The organism is Paraburkholderia dipogonis (genome assembly GCF_046027395.1).
GTDB classification, from domain to species: Bacteria; Pseudomonadota; Gammaproteobacteria; order Burkholderiales; family Burkholderiaceae; genus Paraburkholderia; species Paraburkholderia dipogonis_A.
Genome location: NZ_JAQQEG010000002.1, coordinates 179,134 through 194,427 on the forward strand (window position 1 = coordinate 179,134; position 15,294 = coordinate 194,427).

Sequence of the window (15,294 nt, forward strand, 5' to 3'; positions counted from 1 at the left end):
AAGTTTCATTGGGCTGGTGGCGCCAGCAACGCGGACTCGACCGCGAGACAGGTGCGCAACAGTCGATCGTCGTGTCCTTGCGGAGCAGAAAAAAGCACCGACGTAGGCAGGCCCTGTCCATCCACGCCCGACGGCATGGCAACACCTGGCATATCGAGGAGACTACCCGGCATCGTCAGCGAAAGCGTCTCCAGATTGGTCGAGGCAAACAGGCCGTCATCGGCCTCGAGCGCGGCAAGCGAAGGCGCGACATGCTTGACTGTCGGCGTGACGAGCACCGCATCGCCGAGTTCACGCCGCATGCTCAGCATGAGTTCGGCGCGTAGCGCGCGGATGCGAGCCTCCGCGTTCCGATCGATATCCCTGGCAGCCGATAGTCTGTTGCGGACACGAAGATCGATCTGAGCGCCGCGCTCGCCTTCCACGACTTGCTGAAGCAGCGACCACGCCTCGATGGCGCCGAGCCAACCCTGCGTCGCAATCAGCTTACGTGTGCGCGTGAACGCTTCGACCGGGCGCTCCTCCACGCGGGCGCCGCATTGACGCAGCCGCGTCACGACGTTGCGCAAATTCCGCGCGACGTCCGACTGGAGTGCCGGGTCTTCGAGCACAGTCGAATCGACGATAAATCGGACCTGCTCCAGTGGCGCCTCGCGCACCTCGGGATTCGCGCGACCGCGCATCGCGCCGTCAAGGAGCACACAGTCTTCGACGGTACGGGCGAGCGGGCCGAGCGTATCGAGTGTGACGGCGAGCGGATGCACACCGTCCATGTCGTACCGGCCGATCGATGCGCGAAAGCCGGTCAGTCCATTGAACGCCGCCGGCACGCGGATCGAGCCGGCGGTATCGGTTCCGATTGCCGCTGTCACGAGGCCGCGTTGCACCGCGATCGCGGATCCGGAGGACGAACCGCCGGGTACACGGGGATCTACCGCATGGAAGTCCGCGGTCGGCGTGCCGAAGTGCGGATTGAGCCCAAGGCCTGAGAAAGCGAATTCGCTCAGATTCGTCTTGCCGAGCGGAATCATGCCTGCTGCCCGCATGACGGCAATTACGGCGGCGTCCCGGGATGCCGCCGGTGCGTCGATCCGCGTGATCGAACCGGCGGTCGTCCTGCTGCCTGCCACGTCGATCATGTCTTTCACGGCGAATGGAATGCCGTCGAGCCGGCCAAGCGGCGCGCCCAGAGTGCGCCGGTGGGCCGATTCCAAGGCGTCATCGCGCGCGCGCTCGATGAACGAGATGAAGACGCCACGCGCCGCGCGCGATTTCTCGATCGCACTGCTGACCAGATCGACCGCTTCGATGCTGCCATCGTGCAGCTTCAACGCCGTGCCGGCCATCGTCAAAGGGAGGTTCATGGATGTTCGGTTTGCAACAGGCTCTGGTGAGCGACCGCCAGCTGGCGGGCCAGCACTGGTACTGCTGCGAACGCGTCGGCCACGGATGCTTCATGCCGAGCATCGCCGAACTCCTGATAGCTGATGCTGATCGCGTGGCTTTCTTCCACACCCAGATAGTGCGCGCAGGTCAGGATGTGGGTTTCCAGGTGATTCATCTTCTCACGGACGCCGCCGGGCCCGAATCCGAACTCGCCGTGCGAGCTCAGAATGACAAGTTTCTTGCCGCTCATGACAGGCTCCAGCGGAAAGTCTCCGCGTGCGAGATCGAAAGTGAACGTCTTGCCGATACGGATGACCTTGTCGAACCACGACTTGAGGGCCGCGGGCATCCCGTAGTTATACATCGGCGTGCCGATCACGATCAGATCCGCGCGGTCGATCTCATCGATCAATTCGTCGGACAGGCGCAATGCCTCGCGTTGCTCCGGCGTGGCATTTTCCTCAGCGGTGAAGACGGCGGCGATCCAGTCCTCGGTGATGATGGGCGGCGGATTGGCACCGACGTCACGGGTGATGATTTGCGCAGCGGGCTCGAGCTGGAGCCAGACGTCGATGAAGGCGCCTGAGAGCTTGCGGCTGAGCGACCGGCCATTGCGCGCGCTGGCGTTGATGTGAAGAAGGGTAGTCATCGCGTGTGTATTCCTTTGCTTGCTGAAACCGAAAGAACAGGAACACCCATTTAGCCATGAAGCTTGAGCTGGCGCGATTGACGAATTTTTGCCGCACGTTGAGAAAAATTCAACCGTCCCCGACGTGAGGTAAATGCCGCATTTTTCTCAACCACGGTTGAGAATTGATCGATTTCGCCGTTTATCTGTCTCCGCTTTAATCGGCACTCAGCGAATCAGAGTCGCGATCACAGGAGGAGACAGTCGTGTCCAACGATCAGATAGTACAAGCGGATGCGGACACCGGCACCGCATTCGACGTGCACGGTATAGAGCCCGTGCCGGGCGAAAGCAGGACATCCGGACAGTTGGATCAGTTCTGGATCTGGGCGGGCGCGAACGTCGCGCCGATCAATTGGGTGCTGGGGGCAATCGGCATCCAGCTAGGTCTGAGCCTTGTCGAGACGCTAACGGTTATCGTCATCGGCAATGTGCTGGGTTGTGTGTTGTTCGGCGCCATGTGCGTGATCGGACATCGCTCGGGTGTTCCGCAGATGGTGCTGTCGCGGCTGGCGTTCGGCCGGCGCGGCGCGTGGCTGCCCACGTTCATGCAGGTGCTGATGCCGATGGGATGGGTGGCGATCAATACGTGGATTGTTCTGGACCTTGCCGTTGCTGCGCTCGACCGCATGGGGATCAGCGGCGGCATCGAACTCAAATATGCCATCGCAATCGCGGTCATGCTGATCCAGGTCGGCATCGCGACATGGGGCTTTCACGCAATCCGGTATTTCGAGCGCTACACGATGCCGTTCGTGCTGGCCATCATGGTCGTGATGACCGTGGTTGCGTTCACGCACATCAATATCCACTGGCACGTTTCAACCGCTCACGGTATCGGCAAGTATTCCGCGATGAGCAAGCTGATGACTGCGATCGGCATCGGCTGGGGTATTTCGTGGCTCGTCTATGCATCGGACTACACGCGCTTCACGAAGCCGGCGCTGAGCAGCCGGCAGGTGTTTCGCGCGACTTCGCTCGGCATGTTCGTTCCGACCGTCTGGCTCGCGTTTCTGGGGGCGTCGATCGCGTCGGCGGGAAGCGGCGCCGATCCCGCCCAGCTCATCATCGCCGTGTTCGGCGCAATGGCGTTGCCCGTTCTGCTCGTGCTCGTCCACGGTCCGATCGCGACCAATATCGTCGTCATCTATTCCGCGGCGCTCGCCACGCTGTCGCTCGATCTGCGTGTTCCGCGCTGGGTCGTCTCCGTCGTCTCCGGCGTTGTCGGTCTCGTGATCCTTTATCTGTTCCTGCATTCGGGCGCGTTTGCGAGCACCTTCGAGGATCTGATGGTCTTCTTTGTCGTGTGGATCGCGCCGTGGGCCGGCATCGTGCTCGTCGATTTCTTTCTGGTCCGGCGCGCCAGAATCAATGTCGCTGCGCTCTACTGTCATCACTCGGTGAGTGAGTGTGGAGACGTCAAGTGGTCCGGTGTCGCGGCGCTAACGTTGGGTGTCGTCGCGGCCTGGCTCTTTCAGGTCGGTAGTGTCGAAGCGCTGCAGGGACCCATCGCGATGGCGCTGGGAGGGATCGATCTGTCATGGCTTGCCGGGCTCGGAGTGGGTGGCGGGAGCTACTACCTCTTTCATCTCGCGCGGCCGGCCGCCGGCTCGGAGCAGACATCGCTCGCCGATAACAGGAGTTCGACATGAATAGCGTGCGGATGAGCGATATCAGTTGGGTCGAGTACGAACAGCGCGTCAAAGCCGGGGCGGTCGTATTTCTGCCGTGCGGTGCGACGGAGCAGCATGGGCCACATCTTCCGCTTGGAACGGATGCGCTGCTCGCAAGCGCCATTAGCGAAGACGTGGCCCGTGAGACGGGCGGCATCATGGCGCCGGCAATCTCCTACGGCTACAAGTCACAGCCCAGGAGTGGCGGCGGCCAGCATTTCTGCGGCACCACGAGTGTCGATGGCGCGACGTTGTGCGCAATGATCCGCGATGCGGTGCGGGAGTTTCATCGCCACGGCGTCAGGCGTCTGGTGATCGTCGTCGGGCATTTTGAAAACCAGTGGTTCGTCACCGAAGGTATTGAGCTCGCGATGCGGGACATCGGCGACGGCAGTGGCATGGAAGTCATGCGTGTCGAGCACTGGGAGTTCTGCCGCAAGGGAACGCTCGATGCGATTTTCCCGGACGGCTTTCCTGGCATCGCGCTGGAACATGCCGCCGTGATCGAGACGTCGATGATGCTCCACTATCATCCGCAACTGGTCTCGCTCGACAGCATCCCGGCGCATGGGCCCGCTGATTTCCCAACCTACGATATGTACCCGGCCCGCACGGCCTGGGTGCCGTCGAGCGGCGTGCTGTCGTCAGCAAAGGATTCGAGTAGCGAGAAGGGGCGTCTGCTGGTAACGGATGTGGTCGACGGGATCGCGGCGGCCGTGCGTCATGAATTCGGACTAGCTGGCTCGCGTGAGTGAACCACACGCTAGCTTCGTGTTGTCACCTCGTTTTCGATCAGTTTGACGGCTCTGGCGAGTCCATTTTCAGTCGTCATTTTCGCTCCCAGTTCGCGCGCTTTGGCTCGTACATCCGGACTCTGCGCGAACGTGATTGCCTGCGAAACGGCGTGCGCCTTCGGGTCGATCGCATTGATCGGCGCACCGGTCACGCCGGCCCGACGCAGGCGGTCAGCCCAAAAGTACTGGTCGCCCGCAAACGGCACGATAACCGAGGGTACGCCCGCCATGCTCGCCGCGTGACTGGTACCGGCTCCTGCGTGATGGATCACGATCTGGCAACGTGGGAATAGCCAGTCATGCGGTGTGTCGCCAACCGGATAGAAATTCGACGGCAGCGTACTGGGGGTGAATCGGCTCCACCCGGGGTTGTAAATGGCTCTGCGTCCGTCTACTGCGCTGATTATCGCGTCAAGTAATTTTCGCGCATCAAAACCTGCCATGCTGCCGAATCCCACATAAATGGGGGCGTCTCCTTGCTCGATGAAATCAATGAGTTGGCGCGGCGGCGTCCAGTCACTGGAGGGCCAGTGCCAATGACCACATATTTGCGCGTTGCGTGGCCAGTCATCGGGGCGGCCAACCAAAGAGGGTGACACTCCGTAGAGCATCGTGTGGTCCGTCCACAGACGTTTTCGTGATGGCAGTCCGCAAATGTCCTGCCTCGCTGTGTTCAACGATTGCCTGAAATTTCTCCAGAGAAGCTGAATCACTGCATGATGACTCAGTGAATTGAGGAACGCCGGCACGAGACCAGGTCGAAAAAACGGCGACGCGAATTGCCGGGTGGGCGTGATAGGCATCAGTCCTGCGCCTATAGCCTTCACCCCAAGGTATTCCGCTGCGGACAATCCTGCGAACGCCGCAAGACCGGAGACAATCAATGCATCGCATCCCTTGCCATGCTCGACGATCTCCTTCAGCCATGCAGCAGTATTTGCGTTGGCGATGCGGCTGAGCGCCAGTGCAGTCTTCCTGAACGCGTTAGCTCCTGCATGGGCGCCAAGATTGGCGAATTCAGCCTGAAGACTTTTCACGATGTCGCCGGACAACGGGGTAGCAGGAACATGCAATCGTTCCGCAAAGCCGAGCGTGTTGCGATCTGCCAGCAACTTTGATTCATGCCCCGCGTCGATCAATGCCCGACAGAGGGCCGCCAAAGGGCGTGTGTCGCCTTCCGTTCCGTACGCTACAACTAGAAATTTCATAGAGGTTGAGGAAACCTGCATTCATGTGAGCTTGGCTATGCGCAGATTACACACTCTGATTGAAATGTTGGGACGCTTTCTCGTAGGTTTGTTGTCTGGCCGAGCGATGTGTACTCGGCGGTAACCGTCCTAATGCTGCAACACGAGCTTGCCGAAATGCGCACCGCTCTCGAGATCGTGCAAGGCGTGCCCGACGTCGGTCCATTCGTAAGTGCGATGGATTACAGGCCGCAACTGGTTGACAGCGATAGCGCGATTCATCGCCTCGAACGATGCGCGCGAGCCGACCGGAATGCCGCGTACGCGCACCTGCCGACGGAAAATGTCGAGTGGGTTGATCACACCTTCGGTGCCGCCGAGATAGCCGATGACATTGATCTGGCCGCCTCGCCGAACGGCTCTAAGCGATTGCGCGAAGCTTTCCGGACCGCCGACTTCCAGCACATGATCGACACCGCGCCCGTCGGTCAGTTTAAGTATTTCTTCGGCCCAGTCGGGATGATCGCGGTAGTTGACGCCTGCGTCCGCACCCAATGCCTTGGCGCGCTGGATTTTTTCATCGCTGCTGGAGGTAACGAGCACGCGCGCGCCCGCGCATTTGGCGAACTGAAGCGCAAACACTGACACGCCTCCCGTGCCGAGCACCAGCACAGTTTCGCCGGCTTTCAACGCACCTTCGGTAACGAGTGCATGCCACGCGGTCACTGCCGCGCAGGGCAATGTGGCCGCCTCGACGTCGCTCAGATGCGCCGGCGCCGGCACCGTAGCCTGCTCGTCAAGCAGCGCGTATTCCGCGAGCAGACCATCGAGTGGACCGCCAAGCTGGTACGACGGCTCAGCCATGTCGAAGCTGCCGCCGATCCAGCGTTGCCAGAATGTACTGCACACCCGGTCACCCACTTTGACGCGGGTGACGCCGTCGCCGATTGCCACGACTTCGCCCACGCCATCCGACAGCGGGATCAGCGGCAACGGAAAGGTCGTGTGATAGGTCCCGCGGATGATCTCGACATCGCGGTAGTTGAGCGATGTCGCTCTGACGCGAATGAGGACTTCCTGGCGTCGCGGTTGCGGCATAGGTCGATCGACGACGATCAGGTTGTCGATACCGGGTTGGTTGCACAGCGCAATTGCCTTCATGGCTCTTATCTCATCTGAACGGTCATCAAACGATAAGATGGGCGGTCGACGAAATCAAATTCATAATGATCAGGATGATTATGTTGCGGAGGCATTATGTTGCAGGAGATGCGGACCCTGGTTCTCTTCGCCGAGGAGGGATCGATTCAACGCGTTGCGGAGCGCATTCCGCTGACTCAACCGGCCGTCACGAGGCAGATTCAACGACTCGAACAGGAACTGGGCGTTGAATTGCTCGATCGCCGTGTGAAGCCGTCTGGCCTGACGCCCGCCGGCGTCGAGGTGCTTGGCCGGATCAAGCAGATCCTGGCCGCGTACGACGACGTGAAGAGAATCGGCGGCCGGGATGTCCCTGCCGGCCTGCTGAGACTGGGTGTGGCAACCGGCCTGGCCGATCGGAGCGTGGCACGCATTGTGAGGCAGACGCGGCAGTGTTTCCCGCTGGTTTCGCTGCGCCTGAAAACAGGCTCGAGCGACGTTCTGATCGAGGAGATGCGGCGGGGTGCGCTGGATGCCGTGCTAGTACTGCTACCGCCAGGCACCGCGGGTGACGGCGAGATTCTCGGTAGCGATTCGCTAGTCGTGGTCGCGTCCGATGAGGTCGCCAACACCGGCAGGGAACTGGGTGATCTGCTGGACGAATTGCCGTGGATACTCAACCCGGAACCTTGCGACGCTCGCGCGCGACTCGGTGCGTTACTGTCCCAGCGCGGCATCCGGCTGAATGTCGCAGCGGAAGTGGACGATGCGAGGCTTCAACTCGCCCTGGTCCGTGAGGGATTCGGACTGAGCCTGATGCCGGCACGTACGTTCGCCCGAAGCCGACCTGCGGGCGTGGCCAAACTGGATTCAGACGCAGCCGGACTGAGTCTGGAGATCAGCGTGCAACGCTCGCCTCATCTGCTCAACCTGACGAAGGTGGTCGATGAAATCGCCGGCTATGCACGCATGGCGCTCTTTCGGGAGTAAGGCGTCGACGTTGCAGAAGACGATGCAAAACAGGTTGCATAGCTAACTACTAGGGTCTAAGCTTGTGTCATGTTCGATCAATGCCTCTACTTCAATACGTCAGCACTTGCGCGTCGGCTCGAGCGTGAGTGGACGGAAGCCTTTGAGCCGTTCGATCTGTCGCCGCCTCAGGGCTTCATGCTGAGGGCGATTATCGATCGTCCGGGGCTGCTGCAGCGCGAGCTGGCCGATCATTTGTCCATCGCGCGGCCCACTGCAACGCGCGCGCTAGACTTCCTCGAAACCAAGGGCTACGTGGTGCGCAATCGCGCGGAAGGCGACGGCCGGGAAATTGCGATCTTCCCAACGAGCAAGGCGGTAGAGATCAGGCGCGAATTGAATGATGCGAGCGGCAAGGTCACAGCAAGATTGAAAACGCTGTTGGGCCATACGGAATTCAAGGATGCCGTGTCGAAAATCCGGCGCGTCCGTTCGGCGCTCGAATGATTTTTTTTTGTGTTGATAGTTGCATAGCTAATTAAATGCGGTTTTTGTTCTGGTGCGTTGTTAGGCAATTGAGGATCCATCTCCATGAAACGCATTGCTGTTTTTTCCCTCGCAAGCTGGCTCGCCGCCGCGATTCTGTATATGGGGCAGCACTCGGTTGCGCTGATGGCATTGAGCGGAGTGTTGGTGCTGGGCGCGTTCGATCTGATGCGTCCAGACTGAGCTGGCGTGGCCAGGTCGCGAGCCGCTTATTGACTGTGTTGTGTGCCGTTTCGCGCACAACTTGATGCTAAGCCGTGGCATCTCGACGGCCGACCGAAGCCGGCTGGCGTGTTACCAGAGGCAAGTCAATGAAGGTCAAACCTCACTGCGCAGCCACCGCCGAAAAACGTCGATCATGTCGAGCTTGGTGCTGTCAGGACGCCAGACTACGAAGTAAGCATGAACGTCGACGATGCTCACTTTCCATAGACGCACCAGCTTCCCCGACGCAAGGTCGGCTTCGATCAGTGAGCGACGAGCCAGAGCGACGCCTTCCCCTTGGGCAGCGGCGTCGAGCAATTGATCCGCGTTTTCGAAAAACGGACCTGCAGTAGGCTCCGTCATTTCCAGCCGTGCTGCCTGAAACCACGGCTCCCAAGGTTGCGATGCATGCCTGAGCAACGTACAGGCCGTCAGCGCATCGGGCCGGCGCGGCAGCTTACCGCCGAAGTAGTCCGGACTTGCCACCGGAAACAGTTCTTCGTCCATCAGTTTTTCGCTTTGCAAGCCGGGCCATTGTCCCGGGCCGTACCGCAAAGCGAGATCGATTCGATCGCGACCATCGAGCCGTGCGAGCGCCACTGACGGACGAACCTCCACTTCGATTTCAGGGTGTGCTGCGATGAAGCGCGGCAATCGGGGATTCAGCCAACGCTTCGCAAACGAGGGCAGCACGCTGACTGCGAGCCGCGTCGGCCGGGTGGGGCCCGTGCCTGCGCGTGGTCTTGAAGCCGTTTGCGCACCGAACGCGCGCGTGAGCACGGCTAATCCTTGCCGGATCTGCAAGGCTAATGCATGAGCCCTCGGTGAGGGCGTGACACTCATGTGTTCCCGTATGAACAGCTTTTCGCCGAGGTGGGCCCCCAGCGCCCTGACATGCTGGCTGATGGCGCCCTGAGTGAGGGCAAGCTCATCGGCTGCACGCGTGAAGCTGCGCAAGCGCACGGCTGCCTCGAAAGCGCGCAGTGTTTGCAGAGGAGGAATACGATCAGGCGTCATGGTGTCGGCATTAATATCACTAATGCGTGATCCTCACAAATAATCGTTTGTGGTCGATGCGCATGGTCAATAGACTGCCGTCATGACCTATCGACTTTACTACTCCCCAGGCGCCTGTTCGATGGCCGTGCATATCGTGCTCAACGAACTGGGCGTCGATGTCCAACTCGAACGTGTCCTCGTCGCCGAGGGCGCGACGCATAGTGCGTCCTACACGGCGATCAACCCCAAAGCCCGTGTGCCGGCGCTCGGCATTCCCGGTGAGGCTGGCGTGCTCACCGAGTTGCCCGCGATCCTGACGTACCTCGGCCGTCGGCATCCCGAAGGCGGCCTGTTGCCGACGACGAACGCGCTCGATGAGGCGCGCTGCCACGAATGGCTCGCATGGCTTGCGGACTGGGTTCATGGTGTGGGCTTCGGCGGGATCTGGCGACCGGGGCGCTTCAGCGCTGAAACCGCACACTTTGACGGTATCCGCGCCAGCGGGAGGCGCACGATAATCGATAGCTTCGAGGACATCGAACGTCATTTCGCCGACGGCCGGCTGTGGGCCGTACCGTGTGGCTACAGCATGGTCGAACCGTTCATGCTGGTGTTTTACCGCTGGGGGAACCGCATCGGCCTCGACATGCGCCGCCATTATCCCGCGTGGACAGCCGTCAGCGAGCGGGTGGTCGCGCGGCCGGCCGTGCGGCGCACGTTTGAGCGCGAGGGCGTATCAATCGATGGCTGAGGCAACGGCGTAGCCGGATTCGCACCGAACGCCAACCGAGCGTTTCTGCATCTGCTGGCAGAGCGGCATTGCGTTCCGTGAGGCACTAAATGGTGTGCGGTGCTCAGATTCGCCGCGCGTCATCCATCGGTTTGCGCAGCCATCTCGTGCAGAGCGGCAAGACAGGCGCTCACCGCGCTGTCGGTAGCCGAAGCATCGGCGAGAACGTAATAGGCGAGCGGGGAAGTGGCAGACCGAACGTCGATTTCCACCAACTGTCCGTGCAGCGCTCGCGGCGCGCCAGTGGGTTTGCTCAGCATTGCCACACCAAGGCCTTCCGCAGCCGCAGTCAAAGTCAACACATAGTCGCCGTAGATCCGATCGGCTGCCTTGTTTCGGAAGTGGAGTTGGTGCGCGCCAAACCACGCGCGCCATCCTGCCGAGTCGCCGTTATGAAGAAGCGGCAACTGTGCCATTGTCCCGCTCGACCGATGTTGTTCAACCTCCGGGAAATGGTGGCGCGAGACGACAGGTACCAGCGTCTCCTGTTGGAATAGCGGTTTCTCGTAGGCCGTTTTCCAACCGCCTCGGCCGTAGCGGATCGCAATGTCCGCTTCTTGTGCCGCGAGGTTGACGTTTTGCTGACCGGTCAGTAATTCAATGCGCAAAGGCGCGATTGCGCGTTCGAGCAGAGCGAGACGTGGCAGCAGCCAGATCTGCGCAAATGACGCGGTAGTTGCGATAACCAGCGAGCGTCGCCTGGGTTTGCGCCACAAGTCCGCAGTCTCGTCGATGATCGCGAACGCATGTTCTATGCGGCCAAGCATGCGCTGTCCGTCGGGCGTCAGCCGCACACCTCGCCCGACGCGCTCGAACAGTGTCACTGCCGCCCACGCCTCGGCGCCCGCCACGCGTCGGCTGATGGCGGCGTGACTGACATTCAGTTCTTCCGCAGCGGCAGTGAAAGAGCCGCAGCGCGCGGCAGTCAACGCGGCGACCAGGCATTCGAGAGGAGGAAGAGAAGGAATCGATCTGTGCGCCATACGTACAGTTGATCAGCTACTGGCCGCGTAGCTGACGATGAAATGTAAAGCCACAATCATACGCACAGGGAGCGCGTCGAATCGGGCGCTCGTTTTTTCTTGCGCATATTTTTTGGCTGATGGGAGTGCGGTATGTATCGCGTCGCGGTAGGAGGTGCCACCGGCAATGTCGGCGGCGAAATGATCAGGGTGCTCGAGCAGCGCCACTTCCCGGTCGGGAAATTTATTCCGCTGGCATCCAGCGCCTCGACTGGAAAGCGGGTGCAGTTCAATGGAGAAAGCTACGCGGTGCGCGACATGGCGACCGTTGATTTCAGTGAAATCGATCTGCTGCTTCTTTCGACCGGGTCGGCGAATTCGAAAACGATCAGTCCGCAGGCAGCAGCGGCAGGTTGCGTGGTGATCGACAATAGCTCGGCCTTCCGGATGGATCCCGATGCGCCGCTCATCGTTCCCGAAGTGAATCCGGAGAAACTTGACGAATGGGCTCGAAACAGAATCCTGCCGGTGGCCAATTGTTCGACCATTCAACTGGTGATCGCGCTGAAGCCTTTGCATGATGCCGCGCATATCAAGCGGATCGTCGTCTCGACGTATCAATCGGCTTCGGGCGGCGGCCGTGCGATGCTGGAGCGTCTTACCGGGCCATGGGATCCCGCGGGGATCGACGTGCGCTCGCTGGTGAAACACGCCAAGGCTTCGCTCGAGGCCGGCGAAGATAAGCCGATCACGTTCAACGTCGTACCTCACATCGATACCTTTATGGAGGACGGGCGCACTCGCGAAGAATGGAAGATGGAAGTGGAGACGCAAAAGATCTTCGGCTCGCCCATTCCAGTCGCCGCGACTTGCGCGCGTGTTTCAACGTTCGTGTGCCATACGGAGGCGATCAGCATCGAGTTGGAAAAGCCGCTCACGGCTGCCGAAGCGCGGCAATTGCTGGCGCATGCACCCGGCGTACGAGTCGTCGATGAGCCGGTCGCAGGGGGATATGCGACACCGCTCGACGTCATGGGCACCGACGACGTGTTCGTCTCGCGGATTCGCCGCGATCATACCGTCGAGAACGGGCTGCAGATCTGGGTCGTCGCGGACAACATTCGCAAAGGCGCGGCGCTGAATGCGGTGCAGATCGCTGAATGTCTGGTGGACCGCCAGGACTTTGCGCAATACCGGGAAGCGAGACTGGCGCGCTAGAGCCTGTTCGCCGGCGATCGCCGAAGGCGATGCTGCATTGAATGTGACGAAGTCCCGCGATCGCCCGGTAGTTATGCGCCTGGCGCCGCGTTCAGAATCGCGTCGAGCAAACCCGGAAACCGCTGTTCGAGATCCGCCTCGCGCAGCCGGCTCGGCCGCGCCGTGCCCACCAGACGCGTCGACACGACGCCGGCGAGTCGCAACTGCGTCATGTGATGCGACACCGTCGACACTTTGACCGGCAAATCGAGTCCCGAGCAGATCGCTTCGCCTCGCGCCCGCAACTCGCGCGCAATGCGCAGACGCACGGGATCCGCCAGCGCGCCAAGTACGGTGCAGACGTCGATATTGTCCAGATCGGGTTGAGGCAGCCACGTTTCTTCCATGCATTGACTCATTTGACTGTTGCAGGTTGTCAGAGTCTAACATCCATCGTATATTACGATGAACATCGTAATATACGATTAACCTCGGAGAAATCATGGAGCAAGCTGGCGTCACCCTGCCTTCACCGCACTGGCGGATCTATTCCCTGCAACTCGCGCTCGGCACCTTCGCCGTCGGCACGGACGCGTTTGTGATTGCCGGCGTGCTGCCTTCAATTGCGTCGACGCTGCAAGTCAGCACAGCGTCGGCCGGGCAACTCGTCACGGTCTTTTCGCTTGCGTATGCGATTGCCGCACCGATTCTCGGCACGCTGACCTCGGGGTGGTCGCGCCGCTCGGCGCTCGTCGTCGCGTTATCTGTGTTCGCGCTGGGCAACGCGATTACGGCGGTCGCGCCGAATTTCGCGCTCGTGTTGCTCTCACGTGTGGTCGCCGCCGCGGGTGCGGGGCTATTTACCGCGACGGCGAGTGCGACAGCCGCCGCGTTCGCCGGTCCGAAGAATCGCGGTGGCGCAATCGCGCGAGTGATGCTGGGGCTCACGTCCTCGCTGATTCTGGGCGCGCCGCTGGGCACGGCGATCAGCAACTGGTTCGACTGGCGTATGACGATGTGGCTCGTCACCGCGCTAGGCATACTTGCTGGTGCGGTGATTCTTGCGCGTCTGCCGGACTTCCGCGAAGCGGGTGGTTCAAGTTTCGCCGAGCGTCTTTCGCCACTGCGCAATCACCGTGTGCTGATCGATCTTTTGCGCACGCTGCTGGTATTCACCGGCGCCTACATTCCGTACACGTATATCAGCGTGGTCTATGCGCCGCTGACGCATGCACAGCCGCAAGTTCTCGGCATGCTTCTGCTCGTGTTCGGCGTGGCCGGAACCGCGGGCAATCTGCTGGCCGGCCGGCTTTCTGATCGCCTTGGGCCGCTGCCGGTGATCATCGGCGGCTCACTGGGTCTCGCTGCGATTTTGCTGCTGGTGCCACTATTGCGAGCTTCACTGCCGCTCGCAATTCTTGCTGTGGCGCTGTCGGGTGTCTTCTCTTTTTCGCTGACGACGCCGCAGCAGCATCAACTGATTTCTCACGCGCCAAACGGTAAGCTGTCCTTGCTGACCTCGTTGTACCAGTCCGTGCTGTACCTGGCGATTTCGCTGTCAGGCGCACTCGGCGCTGCGGTCATGAAATGGGGCGCTGCCGGCCAGCTTACGGCGATCGCGACCCTGCCGGTTCTGTTCGCAACGTTGATCACCTGGCTGCAATCGCGAGCGCAGGCGAAACCGGCCAGCGCGTGACGCTGCCAGGCGGAGGGCGCTGTCACTTGCGTGCTGCAAGAGCAGTCCCTCTGCACAGAAGGATCGCCAAAGGCGACGCGCTCACCTATGTCCGGGCTCTTATCGATGCAGGGTCGGCACGCTCCCCGTACATCGCCAGTCCGCTTTCGGCCAGCACCTCGGTCAGTGAACGGCGCAGCAGATCGACGGGCCGCATGAGCCGGCCGGGGAGCGATCCATGAATGAACCATACGTCGATGCTCCCGCGAAAGTCCGTCGTCTCGACGATCCTGAGCGCCGCGCGATGCACCGAGCGTTCCAGCAGATCCGGCGTGACGAGTCCAATGCCGATGCCGCGCGCAACCAGCGACAGCTGCAGGTCGGAACCAAACGCTTCGACGGCGACATTGAAGGGCAGCCCCGCGGCCTCCAGCGCCTGTCTGAGTGCCGAGCGCATTCCGCAGCCATCCTGATTCAGGATCCACTCGCGCTGCGCCAGCGCCGCCAGCGTCATTGGCTCATCGGGCAGACCAAGAGAGCGCGCCGCCACGATCACAGTCGGCAGGAATGCGAGCGGCGTAGCGTGCAACGTTGACGGTGGCGAAAAGCTGGACGGCATCAGCACGATCGATGCATCGAGCGACGCGCGTTCAACACTCTGCACGAGACCTGGCGACCAACCCGCCGTGACGCGCAGCGTCAGTCGCGGAAAACCGCTGCGCAGGAGATCGACTGGTTTTTCCAGCGCGACCTCGGCAAGAAACGGCGGCATGCCGATTCTCAACTCGCCGGCAGGCTCGCTTTCAGGCGACGCAACCGACAACAGATCGTCCACTGCGCGCAGCACGGTGCGCGCGAGCGCGTAGACCTCGTTGCCTGCCGCAGTCGGTTTGAGCGGCTTGCTCTGACGATCGAGCAGTTCCGCATCCAATGTGCTTTCGAGGTTTTGCACCCGCCGTGTCAGGCCAGGCTGCGTGAGGTGAAGTTTTTCAGCGGCACGCACCATCGACCCGCTTTCGACGACAGCAACGAACGCTTCCAGATCGCGCGTATTCAAATTGAACTCGCATAATCATTATCAACA

16 protein-coding genes are annotated in these 15,294 nt (G+C 61.1%); 8 read left to right on the forward strand and 8 right to left on the reverse strand.

The window, feature by feature from the left end; translation table 11 throughout:
- Positions 1-5: 5 nt before the first annotated feature.
- Positions 6-1,364 (reverse strand): amidase family protein, encoded by a 1,359-nt coding sequence (locus PQR32_RS03095; RefSeq protein ID WP_408222145.1) that lies wholly within the window; start codon positions 1,362-1,364, stop codon positions 6-8.
- Positions 1,361-2,035, reverse strand: a complete 675-nt coding sequence (locus PQR32_RS03100) for an FMN-dependent NADH-azoreductase (RefSeq protein ID WP_408222147.1) — start codon at positions 2,033-2,035, stop codon at positions 1,361-1,363. The genes PQR32_RS03095 and PQR32_RS03100 overlap by 4 nt, the downstream gene beginning before the upstream one ends.
- A 245-nt stretch (positions 2,036-2,280) precedes the next feature.
- On the opposite strand from PQR32_RS03100, the gene PQR32_RS03105 reads away from it, so the two are divergent.
- The gene (locus PQR32_RS03105) at positions 2,281-3,726 is read left to right on the forward strand and encodes a purine-cytosine permease family protein (RefSeq protein ID WP_408222149.1); all 1,446 of its coding nucleotides are present in this window, start codon (positions 2,281-2,283) and stop codon (positions 3,724-3,726) included.
- Entirely contained in the window at positions 3,723-4,502 is a 780-nt protein-coding gene (locus PQR32_RS03110; protein WP_408222151.1) for a creatininase, read from the forward strand. Before PQR32_RS03105 ends, PQR32_RS03110 begins: the two co-directional genes overlap by 4 nt.
- 8 nt (positions 4,503-4,510) lie before the next feature.
- On the opposite strand, the gene PQR32_RS03115 is transcribed toward PQR32_RS03110, so the two are convergent.
- Together PQR32_RS03115 and PQR32_RS03120 are read right to left on the reverse strand one after the other, a co-directional pair.
- Entirely contained in the window at positions 4,511-5,749 is a 1,239-nt protein-coding gene (locus tag PQR32_RS03115; protein ID WP_408222153.1) for a glycosyltransferase, read from the reverse strand.
- 129 nt (positions 5,750-5,878) lie between these two features.
- Entirely contained in the window at positions 5,879-6,889 is a 1,011-nt protein-coding gene (locus tag PQR32_RS03120) for a zinc-dependent alcohol dehydrogenase family protein (protein ID WP_408222155.1), read from the reverse strand.
- Between the two features lie 96 nt (positions 6,890-6,985).
- On the opposite strand from PQR32_RS03120, the gene PQR32_RS03125 reads away from it, so the two are divergent.
- From PQR32_RS03125 to PQR32_RS03135, 3 genes are all read left to right on the forward strand, one after another.
- Entirely contained in the window at positions 6,986-7,858 is an 873-nt protein-coding gene (locus PQR32_RS03125) for a LysR family transcriptional regulator (protein WP_408222157.1), read from the forward strand.
- A gap of 69 nt (positions 7,859-7,927) precedes the next feature.
- Positions 7,928-8,344, forward strand: a complete 417-nt coding sequence (locus PQR32_RS03130) for a MarR family winged helix-turn-helix transcriptional regulator (protein ID WP_408222159.1) — start codon at positions 7,928-7,930, stop codon at positions 8,342-8,344.
- Between the two features lie 84 nt (positions 8,345-8,428).
- Positions 8,429-8,566 (forward strand): hypothetical protein, encoded by a 138-nt coding sequence (locus PQR32_RS03135; RefSeq protein WP_408204825.1) that lies wholly within the window; start codon positions 8,429-8,431, stop codon positions 8,564-8,566.
- Positions 8,567-8,701: 135 nt separating this feature from the next.
- Here the strand turns inward: PQR32_RS03135 and PQR32_RS03140 are convergent, their stop codons facing one another.
- Positions 8,702-9,604 carry a LysR substrate-binding domain-containing protein gene (locus PQR32_RS03140; RefSeq protein WP_408222161.1) on the reverse strand — a complete coding sequence of 301 codons (903 nt, stop codon included), beginning with the start codon at positions 9,602-9,604 and terminating at the stop codon, positions 8,702-8,704.
- 82 nt (positions 9,605-9,686) lie between these two features.
- Here PQR32_RS03140 and PQR32_RS03145 point away from each other — a divergent pair, with 82 nt between their 5' ends.
- Complete coding sequence (locus PQR32_RS03145) at positions 9,687-10,337, forward strand: glutathione S-transferase family protein (RefSeq protein ID WP_408222163.1); 651 nt, start codon at positions 9,687-9,689, stop codon at positions 10,335-10,337.
- A 119-nt stretch (positions 10,338-10,456) separates the two neighbouring features.
- On the opposite strand, the gene PQR32_RS03150 is transcribed toward PQR32_RS03145, so the two are convergent.
- Positions 10,457-11,359 carry a LysR substrate-binding domain-containing protein gene (locus PQR32_RS03150; RefSeq protein WP_408222165.1) on the reverse strand — a complete coding sequence of 301 codons (903 nt, stop codon included), beginning with the start codon at positions 11,357-11,359 and terminating at the stop codon, positions 10,457-10,459.
- A 132-nt stretch (positions 11,360-11,491) separates the two neighbouring features.
- On the opposite strand from PQR32_RS03150, the gene PQR32_RS03155 reads away from it, so the two are divergent.
- Positions 11,492-12,556, forward strand: a complete 1,065-nt coding sequence (locus PQR32_RS03155) for an aspartate-semialdehyde dehydrogenase (protein WP_408222167.1) — start codon at positions 11,492-11,494, stop codon at positions 12,554-12,556.
- A gap of 71 nt (positions 12,557-12,627) precedes the next feature.
- On the opposite strand, the gene PQR32_RS03160 is transcribed toward PQR32_RS03155, so the two are convergent.
- Positions 12,628-12,942, reverse strand: coding sequence for an ArsR/SmtB family transcription factor (locus PQR32_RS03160; protein WP_408222169.1), 315 nt, complete (start codon positions 12,940-12,942; stop codon positions 12,628-12,630).
- Between the two features lie 95 nt (positions 12,943-13,037).
- On the opposite strand from PQR32_RS03160, the gene PQR32_RS03165 reads away from it, so the two are divergent.
- Positions 13,038-14,231, forward strand: coding sequence for an MFS transporter (locus PQR32_RS03165; protein ID WP_408222171.1), 1,194 nt, complete (start codon positions 13,038-13,040; stop codon positions 14,229-14,231).
- A gap of 85 nt (positions 14,232-14,316) precedes the next feature.
- Here PQR32_RS03165 and PQR32_RS03170 read toward each other — a convergent pair whose 3' ends face one another.
- Positions 14,317-15,267 (reverse strand): LysR family transcriptional regulator, encoded by a 951-nt coding sequence (locus PQR32_RS03170; RefSeq protein WP_408222173.1) that lies wholly within the window; start codon positions 15,265-15,267, stop codon positions 14,317-14,319.
- Positions 15,268-15,294: the final 27 nt, after the last annotated feature.

Coding starts and splice junctions, on each gene's coding strand:
- PQR32_RS03120 (WP_408222155.1), bottom strand. CDS start 6,889: ATGAAGGCAATTGCGCTGTGCAACCAACCCGGTATCGACAACCTGATC.
- PQR32_RS03155 (WP_408222167.1), top strand. CDS start 11,492: ATGTATCGCGTCGCGGTAGGAGGTGCCACCGGCAATGTCGGCGGCGAA.
- PQR32_RS03135 (WP_408204825.1), top strand. CDS start 8,429: ATGAAACGCATTGCTGTTTTTTCCCTCGCAAGCTGGCTCGCCGCCGCG.
- PQR32_RS03160 (WP_408222169.1), bottom strand. CDS start 12,942: ATGGAAGAAACGTGGCTGCCTCAACCCGATCTGGACAATATCGACGTC.
- PQR32_RS03110 (WP_408222151.1), top strand. CDS start 3,723: ATGAATAGCGTGCGGATGAGCGATATCAGTTGGGTCGAGTACGAACAG.
- PQR32_RS03140 (WP_408222161.1), bottom strand. CDS start 9,604: ATGACGCCTGATCGTATTCCTCCTCTGCAAACACTGCGCGCTTTCGAG.
- PQR32_RS03125 (WP_408222157.1), top strand. CDS start 6,986: ATGTTGCAGGAGATGCGGACCCTGGTTCTCTTCGCCGAGGAGGGATCG.
- PQR32_RS03095 (WP_408222145.1), bottom strand. CDS start 1,364: ATGAACCTCCCTTTGACGATGGCCGGCACGGCGTTGAAGCTGCACGAT.
- PQR32_RS03150 (WP_408222165.1), bottom strand. CDS start 11,359: ATGGCGCACAGATCGATTCCTTCTCTTCCTCCTCTCGAATGCCTGGTC.
- PQR32_RS03100 (WP_408222147.1), bottom strand. CDS start 2,035: ATGACTACCCTTCTTCACATCAACGCCAGCGCGCGCAATGGCCGGTCG.
- PQR32_RS03130 (WP_408222159.1), top strand. CDS start 7,928: ATGTTCGATCAATGCCTCTACTTCAATACGTCAGCACTTGCGCGTCGG.
- PQR32_RS03145 (WP_408222163.1), top strand. CDS start 9,687: ATGACCTATCGACTTTACTACTCCCCAGGCGCCTGTTCGATGGCCGTG.
- PQR32_RS03115 (WP_408222153.1), bottom strand. CDS start 5,749: ATGAAATTTCTAGTTGTAGCGTACGGAACGGAAGGCGACACACGCCCT.
- PQR32_RS03165 (WP_408222171.1), top strand. CDS start 13,038: ATGGAGCAAGCTGGCGTCACCCTGCCTTCACCGCACTGGCGGATCTAT.